At 30.3% G+C, this 18737-nt stretch carries 19 protein-coding genes; 12 read left to right on the forward strand and 7 right to left on the reverse strand.

The window, feature by feature from the left end; translation table 11 throughout:
* Nucleotides 1-6: 6 nt before the first annotated feature.
* Complete coding sequence (gene dsbD / locus L8V85_RS00935; RefSeq protein WP_263737254.1) at nucleotides 7-1698, reverse strand: protein-disulfide reductase DsbD; 1692 nt, start codon at nucleotides 1696-1698, stop codon at nucleotides 7-9.
* Between the two features lie 248 nt (nucleotides 1699-1946).
* On the opposite strand from dsbD, the gene L8V85_RS00940 reads away from it, so the two are divergent.
* Complete coding sequence (locus tag L8V85_RS00940) at nucleotides 1947-2663, forward strand: amino acid ABC transporter permease (RefSeq protein ID WP_318529727.1); 717 nt, start codon at nucleotides 1947-1949, stop codon at nucleotides 2661-2663.
* Here the strand turns inward: L8V85_RS00940 and L8V85_RS00945 are convergent.
* The 5 genes from L8V85_RS00945 to L8V85_RS00965 are packed head-to-tail and all read right to left on the reverse strand — an operon-like array spanning nucleotide 2660 to nucleotide 7192.
* On the reverse strand, nucleotides 2660-3424 hold the full coding sequence (locus L8V85_RS00945; RefSeq protein WP_263737256.1) for a transporter substrate-binding domain-containing protein: 765 nt from the start codon (nucleotides 3422-3424) through the stop codon (nucleotides 2660-2662). The two genes, L8V85_RS00940 and L8V85_RS00945, sit on opposite strands and share 4 nt — an antisense overlap.
* The gene (gene kdsB, locus L8V85_RS00950) at nucleotides 3421-4146 is read right to left on the reverse strand and encodes a 3-deoxy-manno-octulosonate cytidylyltransferase (RefSeq protein ID WP_263737257.1); all 726 of its coding nucleotides are present in this window, start codon (nucleotides 4144-4146) and stop codon (nucleotides 3421-3423) included. The genes L8V85_RS00945 and kdsB overlap by 4 nt, the downstream gene beginning before the upstream one ends.
* On the reverse strand, nucleotides 4143-5552 hold the full coding sequence (thrC, locus tag L8V85_RS00955) for a threonine synthase (protein ID WP_263737258.1): 1410 nt from the start codon (nucleotides 5550-5552) through the stop codon (nucleotides 4143-4145). The genes kdsB and thrC overlap by 4 nt, the downstream gene beginning before the upstream one ends.
* The gene (locus tag L8V85_RS00960) at nucleotides 5527-6465 is read right to left on the reverse strand and encodes a tetraacyldisaccharide 4'-kinase (RefSeq protein ID WP_263737259.1); all 939 of its coding nucleotides are present in this window, start codon (nucleotides 6463-6465) and stop codon (nucleotides 5527-5529) included. The genes thrC and L8V85_RS00960 overlap by 26 nt, the downstream gene beginning before the upstream one ends.
* The gene (locus tag L8V85_RS00965; RefSeq protein WP_263737260.1) at nucleotides 6452-7192 is read right to left on the reverse strand and encodes an NAD+ synthase; all 741 of its coding nucleotides are present in this window, start codon (nucleotides 7190-7192) and stop codon (nucleotides 6452-6454) included. Before L8V85_RS00965 ends, L8V85_RS00960 begins: the two co-directional genes overlap by 14 nt.
* A 61-nt stretch (nucleotides 7193-7253) precedes the next feature.
* On the opposite strand from L8V85_RS00965, the gene L8V85_RS00970 reads away from it, so the two are divergent.
* Genes L8V85_RS00970 through L8V85_RS00995 form a run of 6 tightly spaced genes read left to right on the forward strand, consistent with a single transcriptional unit; the run spans nucleotide 7254 to nucleotide 11498 of the window.
* Nucleotides 7254-7853, forward strand: a complete 600-nt coding sequence (locus L8V85_RS00970; protein ID WP_257927480.1) for an MBL fold metallo-hydrolase — start codon at nucleotides 7254-7256, stop codon at nucleotides 7851-7853.
* On the forward strand, nucleotides 7853-8134 hold the full coding sequence (locus L8V85_RS00975) for a hypothetical protein (protein ID WP_012661606.1): 282 nt from the start codon (nucleotides 7853-7855) through the stop codon (nucleotides 8132-8134). The genes L8V85_RS00970 and L8V85_RS00975 overlap by 1 nt, the downstream gene beginning before the upstream one ends.
* A 56-nt stretch (nucleotides 8135-8190) precedes the next feature.
* The gene (locus L8V85_RS00980) at nucleotides 8191-9168 is read left to right on the forward strand and encodes an agmatine deiminase family protein (protein ID WP_263737261.1); all 978 of its coding nucleotides are present in this window, start codon (nucleotides 8191-8193) and stop codon (nucleotides 9166-9168) included.
* A complete protein-coding gene (locus L8V85_RS00985) occupies nucleotides 9165-10079 on the forward strand; it encodes a cation diffusion facilitator family transporter (protein ID WP_263737262.1) in 915 nt (304 codons plus the stop codon). The genes L8V85_RS00980 and L8V85_RS00985 overlap by 4 nt, the downstream gene beginning before the upstream one ends.
* Nucleotides 10048-10920, forward strand: coding sequence for an N-carbamoylputrescine amidohydrolase (locus tag L8V85_RS00990; protein ID WP_263737263.1), 873 nt, complete (start codon nucleotides 10048-10050; stop codon nucleotides 10918-10920). The genes L8V85_RS00985 and L8V85_RS00990 overlap by 32 nt, the downstream gene beginning before the upstream one ends.
* Nucleotides 10921-10931: 11 nt before the next feature.
* Entirely contained in the window at nucleotides 10932-11498 is a 567-nt protein-coding gene (locus L8V85_RS00995; RefSeq protein ID WP_263737264.1) for a DJ-1 family glyoxalase III, read from the forward strand.
* A 23-nt stretch (nucleotides 11499-11521) separates the two neighbouring features.
* Here L8V85_RS00995 and L8V85_RS01000 read toward each other — a convergent pair whose 3' ends face one another.
* A complete protein-coding gene (locus L8V85_RS01000; protein WP_263737265.1) occupies nucleotides 11522-11761 on the reverse strand; it encodes a SelT/SelW/SelH family (seleno)protein in 240 nt (79 codons plus the stop codon).
* A 103-nt stretch (nucleotides 11762-11864) separates the two neighbouring features.
* Here L8V85_RS01000 and dnaE point away from each other — a divergent pair, with 103 nt between their 5' ends.
* The 5 genes from dnaE to L8V85_RS01025 all read left to right on the forward strand — a co-directional run bounded on the left by dnaE (nucleotide 11865) and on the right by L8V85_RS01025 (nucleotide 18689).
* The gene (gene dnaE / locus L8V85_RS01005) at nucleotides 11865-15458 is read left to right on the forward strand and encodes a DNA polymerase III subunit alpha (protein WP_263737266.1); all 3594 of its coding nucleotides are present in this window, start codon (nucleotides 11865-11867) and stop codon (nucleotides 15456-15458) included.
* A gap of 67 nt (nucleotides 15459-15525) precedes the next feature.
* Nucleotides 15526-15954: a hypothetical protein gene (locus L8V85_RS01010; RefSeq protein WP_263737267.1), complete on the forward strand. Its 429-nt coding sequence runs from the start codon at nucleotides 15526-15528 to the stop codon at nucleotides 15952-15954.
* Between the two features lie 9 nt (nucleotides 15955-15963).
* On the forward strand, nucleotides 15964-16791 hold the full coding sequence (locus tag L8V85_RS01015; protein ID WP_220567087.1) for an SIR2 family NAD-dependent protein deacylase: 828 nt from the start codon (nucleotides 15964-15966) through the stop codon (nucleotides 16789-16791).
* Nucleotides 16792-16818: 27 nt separating this feature from the next.
* On the forward strand, nucleotides 16819-18216 hold the full coding sequence (locus L8V85_RS01020; protein ID WP_263737268.1) for a DUF262 domain-containing protein: 1398 nt from the start codon (nucleotides 16819-16821) through the stop codon (nucleotides 18214-18216).
* An 11-nt stretch (nucleotides 18217-18227) separates the two neighbouring features.
* Nucleotides 18228-18689, forward strand: coding sequence for a DUF262 domain-containing protein (locus L8V85_RS01025; RefSeq protein ID WP_263737269.1), 462 nt, complete (start codon nucleotides 18228-18230; stop codon nucleotides 18687-18689).
* Nucleotides 18690-18737: the final 48 nt, after the last annotated feature.

Genomic DNA, 18737 nt, shown 5'->3' on the forward strand with positions numbered 1-18737 from the left:
GAGTTTTTAAGGAACTCTATTTAAAAATTCATTTGCATCTACATAGCCTATAATACGTCCTTTTTCCTCGCCTTTGTTAAAAAATATCATCACAGGAGGTCCAAAAACTCCAAATTCTTTCATAAGAGCTAAATCTTCTTGACTATTATGTGTTACATCTGCCTTTAAAAGCGTGTAATTAGCAAGCAAATTTTGTACTTTTGTATCTGTAAAAGTATATTCTTCTAAAAGTTTGCAGTTTTCACACCAAGCGGCTGTAAATTCAAGCATGACTGGTTTGGTAGAATTTTGTAATTCTTGCTTAAGTTCTTTTAAGTTTTTAATGGTTTTAAAACTTAAACTAGAGCTATTTTCTTTTGAAGTAAGGTTAAACTCAAGAGGTTTTAGCAAGCTTTTTGAACCCATTGAGCCGCCTAAAATTAGACTTAAACTATAAGCTAAAATTAAAATCATACTTGCTTTTTTAAATTTATCAAAATTAGTTTTTGCTTCATCAAATAGCCCCATAAAGCTAGCAAAAAATACCCCTATAATCCCATAAAGCATTAAAATGATATTTGCATTAAGTATTCTTTCTAGCATCCAAACTGCCATGATGAGCATGATAAAACCAAAGAAAATCTTTATCTTAAGCATCCAAGCTCCGCTTTTTAAAAAACTTCCTCCAAGTCCTATTAAAAGTAAAGGCATGCCCATACCAAAACTCATCACAAATAAAGAAAGTCCTCCTAAAAATACATCGCCACTATTAGTAATATAAAGCAAAGCCCCTGCTAAAGGTGCAGCCACGCAAGGTCCTACAATAAGAGCTGATAAAAAGCCCATAATAGCTATACCAAAAACTCCGTTTTTGTCTTCTATTTTTTTATTAATAAAATTTTGAAATTTAAGTGGTAGTTGTAATTCATAAAGGCCAAACATGGAAAGTGAGAGCAATACAAAAATGCCAGCAAAAGTAATGATAATCCAAGGTTGTTGCAATAAACCTTGTACATTAGCTCCTGCAAGACCTACTAAAGCACCTGCTATAGCATAAGCTAAAGACATAAAAAAGACATAGATAAAAGATAAATAAAAGCTATATTTTTTAGATGGTTTATCTTTGAGCTTCATTGCGATTAATGAAGAAAGAATAGGTATCATTGGTAAAATACAAGGAGTAAGTGCTAATAACAAGCCATAACCAAAAAAAGTTAAAAGCGTGATAAATATATTTTGTGTGCTTAAATCATTAGCAATTTGCTCATCTTCATTTTGCTTTTTAAATTGATCTTTAGCGGATTTTATAGTATAAAATCCATTTTGTTTATTAAGTTCATAATTTACATATACAGGACGATAGCATAAACCTTCTTCTGAGCAACCCTGATAAGCTAAGGAAAGTTTTGCTTTGTTATTTTTAACAAAATCATCTAATAATAATTGAGGTATAAAAAGTTCAAGTTGACTAAAGATTACCTCTTTGTTTTCTCTAGTTTGAGTTTGTGGGAAATTTAATAAAGAAGTAATGTCATTTGAATCTAATTCTACTTTGATTTGATCTTTGTAAAGATAAATTCTATCTGCAAGATTGATTTTTAAAAAAATTCCTTGATTGTTACTATGGGTATTGAGTTTAAAAGCTTCATTGAGTGATAATACTCCATTATTAGCAAAAGCTAAATTTAAAAAAATAAAAAATACCGCTAAAAAACGCATTTTTCTCCTTGAAACTATAAATTAAATTTGTTTTATTTTACTTATTTGTGGTAAATTTAAGTTAATAATTATCCTAAATTAAGGAGTTTGTTATAAACTAAAATTCCAATTTTTAACAATCTTAATATTTAGTGAAATTTAGCTGCTATTTGCTATATTTGAAATCATAATAAAGGAAATTTTTGAATAGTATTTTTTTAGTACACAATAAATTTAACGAGCATAAAAAAATTACTTTAAAAGTATATATGGTTAATGCTTTTTTGTTGGTTTTTTTATTGTTTTTATTTTTTTATTTATCTTTTTTAAGCGCTAGTTATAATTTTGATTTTGGGGCAATTTATGAATATAAAGACAAAATGATACAGGGTTTTTTTACGAGTTTTTTTATTAGTGTTTTGTCTTTGATTGTAGGTGTGATTTTTGCTTTGATTTTATGCTATATGAGTCTTTGTAAAATAGTGCTTTTTAATATGATTGCAAGAGTTTTTATAGAACTTATCAGGGGTACGCCTTTGCTAGTGCAAATTTTATTGATTTATTACATTTTTGCAGATAATTTGGGACTTGATAATCGCTATGTTTGTGGAGTGTTGATTTTAGCTTTATTTGCTAGTGCTTATATTTGTGAGATATTTAGAGCAGGGATTTTAAGTGTTGATAAAATGCAATATGAAAGTGCTAAGGCTCTGGGTTTGAGTGAGTTTGAAATTTATAAAAGCGTGATTTTTCCCCAAGCTTTAAAAAATATCTTAGCACCACTAAGTGGACAACTTAGTAATTTAATTAAAGATAGCTCTCTTTTAAGTGTTATAGCTATTTCAGAATTAACTCAAAATGCTCAAGAAATCAATGCTTTTACTTTTTCAACTTTAGAAATTTACATTCCTTTAGCACTTTGCTATTTGGTTTTAACTTTACCTATTTCTATGTTTTCAAGAAAGCTTGAAAAGAGTTTTTCTTAAAAGAAAAACTCAAGCTTTTGTTCTTTGAAAACTTCTTGCATATCTTTGAGGTATTTTTGACTTAGCTTATCAAAAAGACCATTTTCTTTAGATTTTAAAATAAACTCATTGAGCTCTTCTTTTAATTTGGTATTATTTTTATTTAAAGCTATGGCCCATTGCTCAGGTGTTTTTTCAAAAGGGGTAAAAATAGCTTTTGTTTGCTCAGGATGTTTTTTCCATGCTTTATAAATGCTCATTTGATCATAAATAAAAGCATCAGCTTTTGCTTGAATGACTTCTAAAATAGCTGCATTTTCTTTATCAAATACTAGGATTTTTGCATTTTTAAGATTTTTTTGAGCATATAAATGTGCACTTGAACCTCTTTTTAAAGCAAGGATTTTTCCTTTTTGATTTAAATCTTCTATGGAATTAATATTTGATTTTTTAGCGCTTAATATCGCTAAATTTGCCTTAGCATAAGGCAAGGTAAAATCTATTACTTTTTTTCTTTGCTCACTCATACTCATAGAAGACATGATTAGATCTATTTTTTGAGTTCTTAAAGCAGGTATGAGTCCATCCCAAGCTATGTTTTGAATTTTTAAATCATAGTTTTTTTCTTTGGCAAAGGCTTGTAAAAACTCTACACTAATACCACTTGGATTACCTTTGGTATCACTCATTTCAAAAGGAGGGTAGGCTAACTCCATACCTACGATTAATTCTTTTGCATGAAGTGTAAAAAACAAGCTTAGTAAAAAAAGTATTTTTTTCATTTTTTAACTCCAAATTTAGCTAAAGCTTTCTCATAATCTTCTTTTGTATCTATACCTATGCTTTGACTTTGTATTTTTAACATTTTGATTTTTTTGCCATTTTCTAAGGCTCTTAATTGTTCTAATTTTTCACATTCTTCCAAAGCTGAGTTTTTCAAAGTGCAAAATTCTTGTAAATTTTTAACCCTATATGCATAAATTCCAAGATGAGCTTTAAAACTTTGTTTATAATTTGCTCTTTCATAAGGAATTTTAGATCTTGAAAAATATAAAGCATAATCATTACTATCAGTAACTACTTTAACCAAATTAGGATCATCGCAAGCTTTTGCATCTACTTCTTTGTAGCAGCTACTCATAAAACAAAGCTCATCTTTAAAAGCTTTTTGGCTAAATTCCTTAAAATCTTTAATATTTTGTGTTTCTATAAAAGGCTCATCGGCTTGGACATTGATGATTAGCTCATTTTCATTTAGTTTTAAAATTTGACAAGCTTCATTGATCCTATCAGTGCCACTTTCGTGATTTTTACTTGTTAAAACTGCTTTTACATTATGTTTTTGCGCTATTTTTAAAACCTCTTCATCATCAAGCGCCACACACACTTCATCAACTTCTTGCATTTTTTTAGCTGTATAAATAAACATAGGTAAATTATCAATTTCACATAAAATTTTATTTTCAAAACGACTTGATTTTAATCTTGCGGGTATGATAATCATTGTTTTATCCATTCTATAATAGTTTGTTTTAGATTTTTGAGTTTGCAAACTTGATTTTGCTTTTGTGTACTTGTAAATAAGCTTGCAATATTTGGATGAATTTCTTGTTTAAATTCTTTTGCAAGTTCTTGCATACAAGCTTGTTCATCTTGGCATTCTTTATTATAAATTGCTTGATACATACTTGGGGTAAATTTACTCCATTGTGCTGTGGAAGTAATAAGCGTAGTGGTGTTAGAATCAAGCATTTTAAAGCAAGTGCAAGTATGGGGGTCTAAAAGTCCTAAGTGGCTGTATTGTTTGATATATTGCATACACTCATTATCATTGCAAAAATCAGCTTCAAAGTCTTCTTGTAAAAGCTCTAGCTCTTTTTGGCTAAGCTCATAATATTTTTCATTCTTTAAAGCCTGCATTAACTCTTTGGTGCGTTCATCTTTAAATTTATCAAAAAGCAATCTTTCTATATTTGATGATATGAGTATATCCATAGCAGGAGAAATAGTCTTTTGTAAGCTTTTATTTCTTAAATCATATTTGCCTGTATTAAAAAACTCACTTAAAATATTATTTGAATTGGAAGCAATTTTAATTTTGCCTATATTTGCTCCCATTTTTTTAGCATAATAAGCTCCCAAAGCATCGCCAAAATTTCCACTTGGAATGATGATATCTATTGTTTTATCGATTTTTAAACTAGCATAGTAATGATAGATGATTTGAAAAAGTATTCTTCCAAAATTAACTGAATTTGCAGCACTTAGACTTAACTTTTCTTCTTTTAAAGTATTTTTAAAATCCTCATCATTTAAAAGCGCTTTTAGAGCATTTTGCGCATCATCAAAATTACCTTCAATGGCTATGGATTTTAAATTGCTTGCATTTGAATGTGTCATTTGTAAAGCTTGAGTTTTACTTGTGCCTTCATTTGGGTAAATACAAACTACTTTTATACCTTTTTTATTTTCAAAGCTTTTTAATGTTGCAGGCCCTGTGTCACCACTTGTAGCGCACATGATTAAAAAATCATTATCTTTTTTTAAGTGTTCTAAAAGCACGCCAAAAGGTTGCAAAGCCATATCTTTAAAAGCTCTTGTTGGCCCATGGAATAATTCATTAATATAAAGCTTATCATTAATTTTTTTCAAATTAATAGGGCAGGTTTTATCATCAAAACTCTCATAAGTTTTCAAAGCTTTTTCAAAAACTTCAAGCTCTAAATCAAAATCAAAAGCTGTGATGATTTTTAAGGCTAATTCTTTATAGTTTAAATTTTTTAAAGCTTCATTATCAAGCTTTGGTAGATTAAGTGGAGCGTATAAAGCATTATTAGGTGCACTAGGGCTAAGTAAGGCTTTTGAAAAGCTTACTTGGTGATTTTTATCTTGGGTTGAGTGTAGTAACATTTTCTTCCTTTTTGTTAAATTTATAAATATAATCTTGCAAAACTTGCTTAAAACTATCTTTTAAAACAATATCAAGATGGATAAGTTCAATTTTAAAGCCAAAATCTTTTACTTTCACATAGTCTTTAAAGGTTAGCATTAAAGTGTCGCAATTGTGTTTTTTTAAAAGTTTTTCTAATTCTTCTTTTTTGAAAGTATAATGATCAGCAAAAAAATAACAAGCCCTAGCTTTGATAAAATGCTCATATAATCTAAAAGGCTTTGCAATAGAGCTTATTAAAACGGCTTTTTGATTTTCTTTTACATGAGAATAACGCACAAAGTCTTCATTTTCTTTAGCTATAAAATCAGCCCTTTTGGCAAAAGATTTTGGCAAACGATAAGCCCCACTAGGTAGGGTAAAATCAAAAAATGGCTCATCTTTACTTTGTAATAAAATATTAAGTTTTTTAATGTGAAATTTAGAAAAAGCATCGTCTAAAAGTATGATTTTTGCTCCAAGCTCGATAGCTTTTTGTATGCCTTTAACCCTATCTTCGCTTACTATCACTCCATTAATGTGCTTTGTAAGTGCATATTCCATAGCTTCATCGCCACTTTCTTTAATATCGCACAAAATTTCATCTTTATGCTTAACGATGATTAAGCCTTTACTTTGTCTTTTATAGCCTCTTAAGATGATAAAACAATTTTCAAACTCAGCTGCTATGGCTTTACAAATGGGAGTTTTTCCATTGCCTCCTAGGGTTAGATTGCCTATGCTTATAATGGGTAAATTAAAATCAAGTTCTTTTTTAAATTTAGTATTTAAAATCGCTATAATCATATATAAAAAGCTAAAAGGCAAAAGCAAAAAGGCTAGAGTTTTTTGCAAAAAATTAGGTTTAAAAAAATAGCGATCAAGCCAAGTCATATGTATTCTTTAATGTTGTTGGAGGTTTTCTTTTAAAGGCATTATTTTGCACACGCTCTAAGACTAAATTTTTTAAATTCTCATCAAAATTTTCCAAACTTTGATTGTTTTCTAAAGCTTTTAAAACTTCATCTAAAACTTCATATTTATAGCCAAGATCTTTTTCATCGCTTTGATTTGGCCAAAGATCAGCACTAGGGGCTTTTTGTATGAAATTTTCATGCACACCCATAAATTTAGCAAGCTCAAAAACTTCACTTTTATAAAGCGTAGCCAAAGGGTTAAAAGCACAAGCTAAATCCCCATAAATAGTTCCATAGCCAAGCATAAGTTCGCTTTTATTAGAAGTGCCTACTACCAATGCATTGTGTAAAGCCGAATAATCATAAAGCAAACTCATACGCACTCTTGCAGCTAAATTTCCAAAGCGTAAAGGGTTTAAGTCTTGACAAATTTTTTCATAAGCACAAAGTACTTCATCAATATAAACAATCTTATGATGAATTTGTAAATCTTTACAAAGCATTAATGCATCATCTAAATTTTCTTTTTTAGAATGTTTTGTAGGCATTAAAAGCACAAAAAGTTTTTCACCTACTGCTTTTTTGCAAAGATGAGCTACTAAAGCTGAATCTATCCCACCGCTTAAACCTAAGATGAGATTTTTATCTCTTGCTTGTTCTTTTATAAAATTGATCAATAATTCTTGTAATTTTGTATAATTCATAAAAAATCTTTAAATATTAATTTTTTAAAATTATATTTGATTTAGTTAAAAGGAAGTTTATATGCGTATTTTAAAACAACCATGCGGAATGTATGAAACAAATTGTTATATTATAGATCATAATAACAAGCAAATCATCATCGACCCAGGTGAAAATGCTTATGAGTTTATCAAAGAAAACGCAAGCAAGCCTTTAGCTATTTTAAATACTCATGGTCATTATGATCATGTTTATGATAATGCTAAAGTTAAAAAGGTTTATGAAATTCCACTTTTTATCCATAAAGATGATGCTTTTATGTTAAAAGATCCTTTTAATTATGGTTTTGAGCATTCAAATGCTGATGTGTTAATAGAAAATGAAAATGAATTTAGTATAGATGAGTTTAAGTTTAAATTTCATCATTTCCCAGGGCATACTCCAGGGTGTTGTATGATAGAACTTGTGGGTGAAGATGTGCTTTTTAGTGGAGATTTTTTATTTTACCGTAGTATTGGTAGATGGGACTTTCCTTACTCAGATGCAGCTAAGATGAAAGAGAGTTTATTAAAAGTTTTAGCTTATGAAAAAGATTTTAGATTGCTTCCAGGGCATGGAGAAGAAAGTTCTTTAAAAGAAGAGCAAAGTGCAATTCCTGCTTGGTTAAGGTATTTTCACTAATGGATAAGGTTTTATATTTTTTAAGTTTTTTGCTGATTTTAAGTGCGGTTTTGAGTTTTTTTAAACCCAAAGAAGCAAAAAAGAAATTTTTTCACAAATGCCCATGTTTTAGAGCGGTGGAAAATGGTTTAATGAGTAGAATTTGCATTTATGCAGGAAGTTTTGGTTTTATGTATTCTGTACTTTATATAGGATTTGGAGTGTATGATAAAAAGCTTTTTATGATTTTGCTTTTATCTTTTGCGATATGGTATTTTGCTTGGGTTTTAAAAAAAGAGTAAAAAACTATCATTAAAAATGTTAAAATACTTTTTTAATTATCAAAAAGGGTATCAAAATGAGAAAAAGCATAGCAGAATGGCAAAAACAAGAGCTACTTTTACTTTCCTTGCCTCATGAAAATAGCGATTGGAAGCCTTATTTAGAAGAGATTTTGCAAAGCTATGAAGAATTTGTTAAAGCTGTGGCAAATTTTCAAAAAGTTTTACTTATAGCACCAAGTGAAAAAGACTTTCAAAGATTTAAGCATATAAAAAACGTTGATTTTTTTAAGTGCGATACTAATGATACTTGGATTAGAGATTTTGGTGCAATTGATGTGTGTGAAGATGATAAACTCATAGGGCTTGATTTTATTTTTAATGCTTGGGGTGATAAATTTCAAAGCACTTTAGATAATGCGGTAAATTCAAAACTTTTTGCACAAAAATTATCTGGAAAATTAGAAAAAATTGATCTTATCTTAGAAGGTGGGAGTATTGATTTTAATGGGCAAGGAGTAATGCTTACAACGAGTGCTTGTTTGTTAAATGAAAATAGAAATTCACATTTAAATAAAGAGCAAATTGAAACCAAGTTAAAAGAAATTTTTGGCTTAAAACAAATTATATGGTTAAATCATGGTTATATAAAAGGTGATGATACTGATCATCATATAGATACTCTAGCAAGATTTATCAATGAAAAAACCATTGCTTATTGTGTGTGTAAAGATGAAAATGATGAGCATTATGCACCTTTAAAGGCTATGGAAGAGGAGCTGAAAAAAACAGGATTTGATTTATTAGAGCTTCCTTTACCTAAGCCTTTGTATTTTGAAGGTAAAAGACTTGGTGCTACTTATGCAAATTTTGTTTTTGTTAATGGTGGCTTGATAGTGCCAACTTATAATGATGAAAACGATGCTTTGGTATTAGAAAATTTACAAAAAACATGCAAAGATAGAAAAGTAGTAGGGGTTGATGCAAGAGTATTTTTAAGACAAAATGGTTCTTTGCATTGTTCTTGTCAAAACCGCTATGAAGGTCAAAGATGAATTTGCAAAAAAGCGCAACCATTATCGCAAGTGTATGTGCTGTTTTTTTAGCTATTGTTAAATTTATAGTAGGTTTAGCTTCGGGTTCTGTTGCGGTGCTTTCTAGTGCGATTGATTCTTTACTTGATTGTGTGATTTCGGGTTTAAATTTTTTAGCTTTGAAAAAAAGCTCTCAAGGCTCTAGTAAAGAATATAATTTTGGCCTTAGTAAAATTGAAGCCTTAATGGGGCTTTTTGAAGGTCTTGTTATTAGCGGGATTGGGGTTTATATTTTTTATGAGAGTGTTTTGAAAATTCACAATCAAGAAAGTGTAGAAAAACTTGATCTTGGAATTTTTGTCATGGCTTTTGCTATGCTTGTGACTTTGTGTTTGGTGGTTTTTTTAAATTATGTTGCCAAAAAAACAAAAAGCTTGATTATAAAAGCTGATAGCTTGCACTATAAAATAGACTTTTTGACTAATGCTCTAACACTTTTAGCACTTGTGATTATAGCTTTTACAAATTATCATTTTATTGATGGATTATTTGGTATAGCTATAAGTTTATATACGATTTTTTCAGCTTTTAAAATCATCAAAGAAAGTTCTAAAATTTTATTAGATGTAGCTATTGATAAAGAACAAGTTGAAGTGATTAAGCAAATTATAAGTGCAAACAAAGAACTCAAAAGCTTTCATCATTTAAAAACTAGAAAAAGCCCTGATATACTTTATGTTAGTGTGCATTTAGTTTTTGAACCTACAATATCACTTTTAAAAGCTCATAAAATCGGTGATGAGATTGAAGATAGTATAAGGGAGCATTTTAAAGATGATTTTTGGAATATCCATATACACTTAGACCCTTATGATGATTCAGAAGAAGAAAGGAGTAAAAATGAAATTAGCGCTCATACAGCAAGAATTTAAACAAAATAAAGAAAAAACTATAGAAAAAACATGTGAACTTATCAAACAAGCAGTAAAAGAAAAGGCTGAACTTGTATGCTTGCAAGAACTTCATCAAACGCAGTATTTTTGCCAAAGTGAAAATACAAACTTTTTTGATTTGGCAAATGATTATGAAGAAGATATTAAATTTTGGTCTAATGTAGCTAGGGAAAATAAAGTTGTTTTGGTAACTTCTTTATTTGAAAAAAGAAGCGCAGGGCTTTATCATAATACTAGCGTGGTATTTGAAAAAGATGGCTCCATAGCAGGTAAATACCGTAAAATGCACATACCTGATGATCCTTGTTTTTATGAAAAATTTTATTTTACTCCAGGTGATTTGGGTTTTGAACCTATACAAACAAGTGTTGGAAAACTTGGGGTTTTAATATGTTGGGATCAATGGTATCCTGAAGCTGCTAGGTTAATGGCTTTAAAGGGAGCTCAAATTTTGATTTATCCTACTGCTATAGGTTGGTTTGATAAGGATGAAAAAGAAGAAAAACAAAGACAACTTGAAGCTTGGATAGGTGTGCAAAGAGGCCATGCTATAGCTAATGGCTTACCTGTAGTAGCTATTAATAGAGTGGGTTTTGAAAAAGATGAAAGCGGTGTGGAAGATGGCATAAGATTTTGGGGAAATTCTTTTGTTTTTGGGGCTCAAGGTGAAGAGCTTTTTAGAGCCGATGATAAACAAGAGCTTTGTAAAATCGTTGAAATTGACATGCAAAGATGTGAAAATGTGCGTAGATGGTGGCCATTTTTACGCGATAGACGCATAGAGTATTTTCATGAATTAAATAAAAGATTTATCGACTAAAAGGAGAAAAAATGAAAAAAGTTTTAGTGCCTTTGGCAAAAGGTTTTGAAGAAGCTGAGTTTATAGGTATAGCTGATGTTTTAAAAAGAGCAGGAGAAGCTAGTGGAAATTTAGAAGTAATTATTGCTTCGCTAGATGATGAGCTTTTAGTGCAAGGTGCTAATGGAATTTGTATAAGGGCTGATGTGAGTTTATCTAGTGTTGATCAAGAAAATTTAGACGCAATTGCTTTGGCAGGTGGATTTGAAGGTATGATGAATTTAAAAAACAATCAAGCTATCATAAAAATCATACAAGATTTACATGCTAAGAAAAAAATCGTAGCGGCTATTTGTGCTTCACCTATGGTATTGGCAAAAGCAGGGGTGATTAATGGGGAATTTTCTTGCTATCCTGGTTGTGAAGTAGGTATTGAAGGAACTAGATTAAATAAAGCAGTTGTGGTAAATGAAAATGTCATCACAGCAGCTGGGCCTGCTACGGCTATTTTATTTGGTTTGGAGCTTGCTAAGCATTTATGCTCAGAAGAAATTTATCAAAAACTTTATGAAGGTATGCTTGTTCCTTTAACAAAATAAACCCTCGCTAATGAGGGTTTAGCTTACATTTGTTTCATAAGCTTGGTGATTTCACCCTCATGAGGAAATCTATCTACTTCGCAGTTAAACAAGTCTTTTTTAGAGTAAATGATTTTGCTATCTACTTCTACTATAAAATGACCACCACCTTTTTCTATGGTAGAAATTTGCACATCTTTGAATTCATTTTGTATTTCTTCTGCAACCCTTGCAGCTTGTGGTTTGTAATTTCAAAGATTACAATAATAAATTTTTACTTCCATTTTTTACTCCTTTTTTGAAAGTAAGTTATTATACATTTTTTATGCTTGTAAGTTTTAAATTTAAGGTTTTTTTTTATAATAATAAAAAAATACAAGGGAAAATATGAGCCAATTTACACATTTACATTTACACACAGAATATTCTTTACTTGATGGAGCAAATAAACTCAAAGAGCTTGCCAAAACGCTAAAATCTCAAGGTGCAACAAGTGTTGCTATGACTGATCATGGAAATATGTTTGGGGCCATTGATTTTTATAAAACGATGAGGGCTGAGGGGATTAAACCTATCATAGGGCTTGAAGCATATTTACATAATCACGATGATTTAAGTGATAAAAGCTCAAGACAACGCTTTCATATTTGTTTGTTTGCTAAAAATGAAATTGGCTATAAAAATTTGATGTATTTAAGCTCGCAAAGTTATATACATGGTTTGTATTATTACCCAAGGATTAACAAAAAGCTATTAGAAGCACATAGTGAGGGTTTGATTTGCTCTTCTGCGTGTTTGCAAGGTGAGGTTAATTGGCATTTAAATACCAAAAATGAAAGAAATTTAAAATTTGGCGCAAAAGGTTATGAAGGCGCAAAAGAAGCTGCGCTTTGGTATAAAAAGGTTTTTGGAGATGATTTTTACCTTGAGATTATGCGTCATGGTATTGATGATCAAAAATTTATCGATGATTCTATCATCAAACTTGCTAAAGAGCTTGATATAAAAATCATCGCAACCAATGATACGCATTATACTTTTAAAGAAAGAGCAGCTGCACATGAAGTATTTATGTGTATAGCTATGGGGGTTAAGCTTGATGATCCAGGGCGTTTAAGACATGAAGTACATGAGTTTTATGTAAAAACACCAGAGCAAATGAGTGAACTTTTTGCTGATATTCCTGAAGCCATTGAAAATACTCAAGAAATAGCTAATAAATGCAATCTAGAATTAAAACTAGGCGATCCAACACCACCAAATTTTAAATTTACCCGTGAATATGCGAAAAAATATGGCTTAAGTTTAAGTCAAGAAGATCAAGAATTTAGCTTTGATAATGATGATATAGTTTTTGAGTATCTTTGTAAAAAGGGCTTAGAAGAAAGACTTCAATTTATCGATGAGAGCAAACATCAAGAGTATAAAGATAGGCTTGATTTAGAAATTAGTATTATTAAAAATATGAAATTTTCAGGTTATATGCTAATCGTTCATGATTTTATCGCCGCAGCTAAGGAAAAAGATATACCAGTTGGACCAGGACGTGGGAGTGCTGCAGGGAGTTTGGTTTCGTATTGTTTAAAAATTACAGATTTAGATCCTATACCTTATAATCTTCTTTTTGAGAGATTTTTAAATCCTGAGCGTGTATCAATGCCCGATATTGACGTGGATTTTTGTCAAGATAGAAGAGGGGAAGTGATTGATTATGTTATTGATAAATACGGAGCTGAAAAGGTTGCGCAAGTCATTACCTTTGGTAAGCTTTTGGCAAAGGGAGTAATCCGTGATGTAGCTAGGGTTTGTGATATGAGCATACCTGATGCGGATGCTTTGGCAAAATTAGTTCCTGAAGAGCTAAAAATCACTTTAGAAAAAGCTTATGAGCAAGAACCAAAAATCGCTGAATTTGTAAATTCTCATCCAAAAGGACGTCAAGTTTGGGATTTTGCTAAGGCACTAGAGGGTTTAAATAGAAATGCAGGTATGCACGCAGCTGGAGTTGTGATATCTAATGAAGCTTTGTGGAATAAAGCTCCTCTTTTTAGGCAAAGCAAAAATGATGAGCGTCATTTAGTTACGCAGTATTCTAAAGAATATCTTGAAGATGTAGATTTAATCAAATTTGACTTCTTGGGTTTAAAAACTCTTACGGTGATTGATAATGCGATTAAGCTAGTAAAAAAGCGCTATGGTAAAGATGTAATTTGGGAAAAGATTGATATGAATGATCCTAAGGTTTATAAAACCATACAAAGTGGTAATACCTTGGGCATTTTCCAAATAGAATCAGGTGGTATGCAAAGTTTGAATGCCAGGTTAAAGCCTGAAAGATTTGAAGATTTAATCGCGGTTTTAGCTTTATATAGACCAGGCCCACTTGATAGTGGGATGGTGGATGATTTTATCGATATCAAGCATGGTAGAAAGGCTGCAACTTATGCATTTGAAGATTTAAAACCTATACTTGAAAATACCTATGGAGTTATAGTTTATCAAGAGCAGGTTATGCAAATAGTGCAAAAAATCGGTGGTTTTTCTTTGGGCGGGGCTGATAATGTGCGCCGTGCTATGGGTAAGAAAAAAAGAGAAATTTTGGATAATCTTAAAGCAGAATATCTAGAAGGTGCTAAAAAACAAGGCTATGATGAGAAAAAGGCTGATGATTTGTTTGAGCTTATTTTGAAATTTGCTGAATATGGTTTTAATAAATCTCACTCAGCTGCTTACGCACTTATAACCTTTCAAACAGCGTATTTAAAGACTTATTATCCAAGTGAGTTTATGGCTGCACTTTTAACAAGCGAAGAAAGCAATGTAGATAAGGTTGCAAAATACATTGAAGAGATGAAAAGAATGAACATCAAGCTTTTGCCACCAAGCATTAACAAAGCCCAAAGAGAATTTAGTGCAACTAAGCTTGAAGATGGTTCTGAAGCTATTATTTATGGGCTTGGAGCGATTAAAAGTGTGGGAATTCCTGCGATAGAAAATATCATGGCTATTCGTAAGGAAGAAGGTTTTAGTGATTTTGATGATTTTATAAGCTCGATTGATCCAACTAAGATTAATAAAAAAACCATAGAAAATTTAGCTAAATCAGGTGCTTTTGATGAGTTTGGCTATACTAGAAAATGTTTGGTGGATAATCTTGAGCTTATTTCAGAAACAAGTAGGAAAATTGCTGAAGTTAAAAGAAACTCCACTGCTTCGCTTTTTGGAGAAGAGGAAATAGCTGCAGATATCAAAGTAGGGTTTCATGATAGCAAGGTAGAATTTGAATTAATGGAAAAACTAGGCTATGAAAAAGAAATCTTAGGAATTTATGTATCAGGCCATCCTTTAGATAAATTTGCAAGTCAAATAGAAGGCATAGAGTATTTTAAAAGTATGGATTTTGAAACACTTAAAGGCGAAGGTGAGCTTTTGGTTGTAGGAAAGATCGAAGATTTTAAATCGATGATGAGTAAAAGCGGTAAAAGATATGCTAAGGCCGTGGTTTTAGACTTTTATTCTACTTTTGATATGATCATCTTTGAAGCTCAAGTAGAAAAAGTTGAAGCGCTTTTTAAAGAAAGCAAAGATGAAGCCTTTGCCTTTTTACTAAGATATAAAAACAACGACAATGATTTAAGCTTTAGTTTAAATGAAATTTACACCCTAGAAGAAGCAAAGGAAAATGAGTTAAAATTTTTTAGTAAGAAAAAAAGCTTTGCAAAAAAAGAAAACAAAGAAGAGTTCACGCAAGAGCCTATGAAATTTGAAGAAAATATCATAGAACTTGATATTAACAAGCTTAGCAAAGATATGGTGTATGAAATTTATGATCTAGCTAATACAAGGCACAATCCAAAAGATACTAATAACAAAAAGCTTGTGCTAAAAGTACTTGATATGGGTAGTTGCTTGCTTTATCATACAAATTTTGTTCTCTCACAAGAATCTATGGATGTGATAGCTCAAAAATGTAAAGGTTAAAATATAGACAGCAAAAGTCCATTTTATATAGTATAATTATATCAATACAATATAAAAAGGATGAAAAATGGCTTTAGCGCTTGAAACTATTCAAGATTATACCATCCAAAGAGGTAAAAAATCTTTTTGGATGTGTTTTAACACTCCAAACAATGATTTTCATGTCAATAAAACAAAACATAGCGATTTGTTTGATAAAGACAAGACAGATTATAAAGCTAGAGATGAATTTTTAGCTTTTATGAAAGAAAATTTTCCAAAAACAAAACTAACTATGGTATTTGATACGGCTCCAGTAGGGTATTTGTCGTATCCTTATTTAGGTAGTCTTGCTGTTGATTGTGAGGAAAATGATGAGGTTTATAAGGCTATAAACAAAAAATACGAAGATGAAAACTGCATGCCAAAATCCATGAATGCAGTTTTTTGGGAAATGAGCCTTGAAGTAGCTAAAGAACTACATGAGGCTAGGAAATTTGATTATGAAAATTTTTAAAGGTAAAAAATGCAAATACAAACTTATATAAAAGAAGCTTTAGACAAAGCAGAGGTAATCATTATCACAGCTGGAGCTGGCATGGGAGTAGATAGTGGTTTGCCTGATTTTAGAGGAAAAGAAGGTTTTTGGAGAGCTTATCCGCATTTGCAAAAACTAGGCATAGACTTTGAACGCATGGCTAATCCTACGAATTTTTATACAAACGCACAGCTTGCTTGGGCTTTTTATGGACATAGATTTAAATTATACAAAGATACTATGCCACATAAAGGTTATGAAATACTTTTAAAACTTGCAAAAAGCAAACAAGATTATTATGTTGTTACGACTAATGTAGATGGGCATTTTAAAAAGGCTGGCTTTGATGAGAATAAGATTTATGAATTTCATGGAAATATAAATTATTTACAATGTTTTAATTATGCATGTGGTGATTTGATCTGGCAAATGCAAGAGGAATTAGATATAGATATGGAAAATTTCAAAGCTTTATCTTTGCCAAAATGCCCTAGATGTCAAGGTTTAGCAAGGCCAAATATCTTGATGTTTAATGATGGTAGTTTTAATGATAGCCGTTATTTTTTACAAAAGCAAAGTTATAAAAACTGGCTTAAACCCTTAGAGGATAAAAACATCTTGCTTATAGAGCTTGGAGCTGGTAAAGCTGTGCCTAGTATGCGTATGTTTGGCGAGGATTTTTGTAAAAAAAGCAAAGCTAGAACACTTTTAAGGATCAATCCAAATGAGTGTGATTTTCCAAAGTTTTTTAGAAATGGCATAGGGCTTAAGATGAAAGCTTTGGAAGCTTTGGAAATGATAGATAGCTTGATATAATAAGCTTAAAATTTAGAAAGGCTATAAATGAGTGGTAAAAATACAGAAGTAAAATCTTGCGTTGTAAGTTTGAAAGAGTTGGTGTGTGGAAATAAAATTAATGGTAGCGGTATTTTTGATAAAGCTTTTTCTTTAAACATACCTTATTATCAACGCCCTTATGCTTGGGGTATAGAGCAAGTTAAAATTCTTTTAAAAGATATAAGCGAACAAATAGATAAAAACCAAAAATATCTTTTAGGAAGTTTGATATTACGTACAGAAAATATAGAAAATACAGAAAAAAAGTTTAATATAGTAGATGGCCAACAACGCCTTACCACCTTGGCTTTAATTTTAAGAGTTTTATGCGAAAACAATCAAGAAAAATGCACAGAATGTAAAATATGTAAAAACAATCAAGGAAAATACAAAGAATGCAAAATAGGTAATTTTTTAGGTAAAGTTAATTACTCTCATAATGAGTCAAAATATCATATCAAAGAAAATTACGAGTATATAAAAGCTTATTTTGAAAGTTATAAAAATAATAAAAAAGACAAGTTTTTAAATTTTCTTTTAGAGAATATAGAATTTATCTGCGTTTTAGCTCCAAGTGTAGATGATGCGTTTTTGTTTTTTGATAGTGCAAATTCAAAAGGAAAAGGCTTAAAATCATACGATCTTATAAAGGCTTTTCATTTGCATTCTTTAGAGAAAAATCAAGGTAGTATGCTAGGTTATTATGCAAGGAAATTTGAAAATCTTGCAAAAAATGAAAGAAAAATCACTATTTTATTTGATGAGCTTTTAGCACCTGCTAGAGCATGGTTAAAACATAAAAACATTAGAGTAGATAAAATTAAAACAGAACAAATATATGAAGAGTTTTGTAAAGAATTTTTTAGTGATAAATTCCTTTATAGTAAGGAAGATTTAGGGGTTTTAAGCAGTTTTGCTAATGGGGTGGATTTTTTTGAGTATTTGTTTAAATATAATGAGTTTTTTGATAAGTTATCAAATAATGCTTTATATCAAGAGCTAGATGAAATATATTACACAGGATTTATTTATAATAAATACATTTATGCCATTGCTGTGATGATTTATTTTTCTAAATTTCCAAATGGCAATAGTGATTATTTCTTAGCCTTGCTTGCAAGAGCTGCTTTTAGTTTAAGAGTTTATGGCTTAAGTATTTCTAGAGCTACTCAAAATAATTATGCTTTGGAATTTTTAGAAAAAGTTTATTTTGTATCTTTTGAAGAGGAATTAGAGCAAAATTTACTTGATTTTATAGCTATAAAAAATGAAGAAGAAAGAAAATCAACACAAGAATTAGATGGTGGAAGAGATGATTATGTAAAAATTGTTGAAAAATACTATCAAGGTAAAGATGCTCTATATAAAAACATCCCATCGCATTATGTAAAAAATAAAAAATAAAGGAATAAACAATGAGTAATGAAGCAAAAATCGAAAATATTAGCGAAGTAAAAGATATTTTTTTTGAAATTCCACCTTATCAAAGACTATATGAGTGGAATAAAGAGCAAATACAAACCTTACTTAATGATATAAAAACTAAATTTGATGAAAATGAGGATAAAGAATACTTTATCGGTAATGTGGTGGTAAGTAAAAAAGATGATAAATACTTACTCATAGATGGCCAACAACGCTTAACAACTTTGTTTTTGATAGGATTTTATCTTTCTTATAAAAATTACAATGATTGGCAAAATTTTATTATAAACGATAATAAACTTAGAATTTCTATGCCTATAAGAGAAAAAGAAGAAGAAGTTCTAAAAGAATTTGCTAAATTTTGCAGTGATAAAAAAATGATAATAATTTATTCTTACAAGAAATTAAAAAATTTCCACAAGATATATGCCAAAACATACCACAAGCTTTAGAAATTATAGTAAATTGGTTTGAAGAAAATATCAAAGAAAATATCAAAG

It is taken from the genome of Campylobacter sp. IFREMER_LSEM_CL2090 (assembly GCF_025771865.1).
Taxonomy (GTDB): domain Bacteria; phylum Campylobacterota; class Campylobacteria; order Campylobacterales; family Campylobacteraceae; genus Campylobacter_D; species Campylobacter_D lari_D.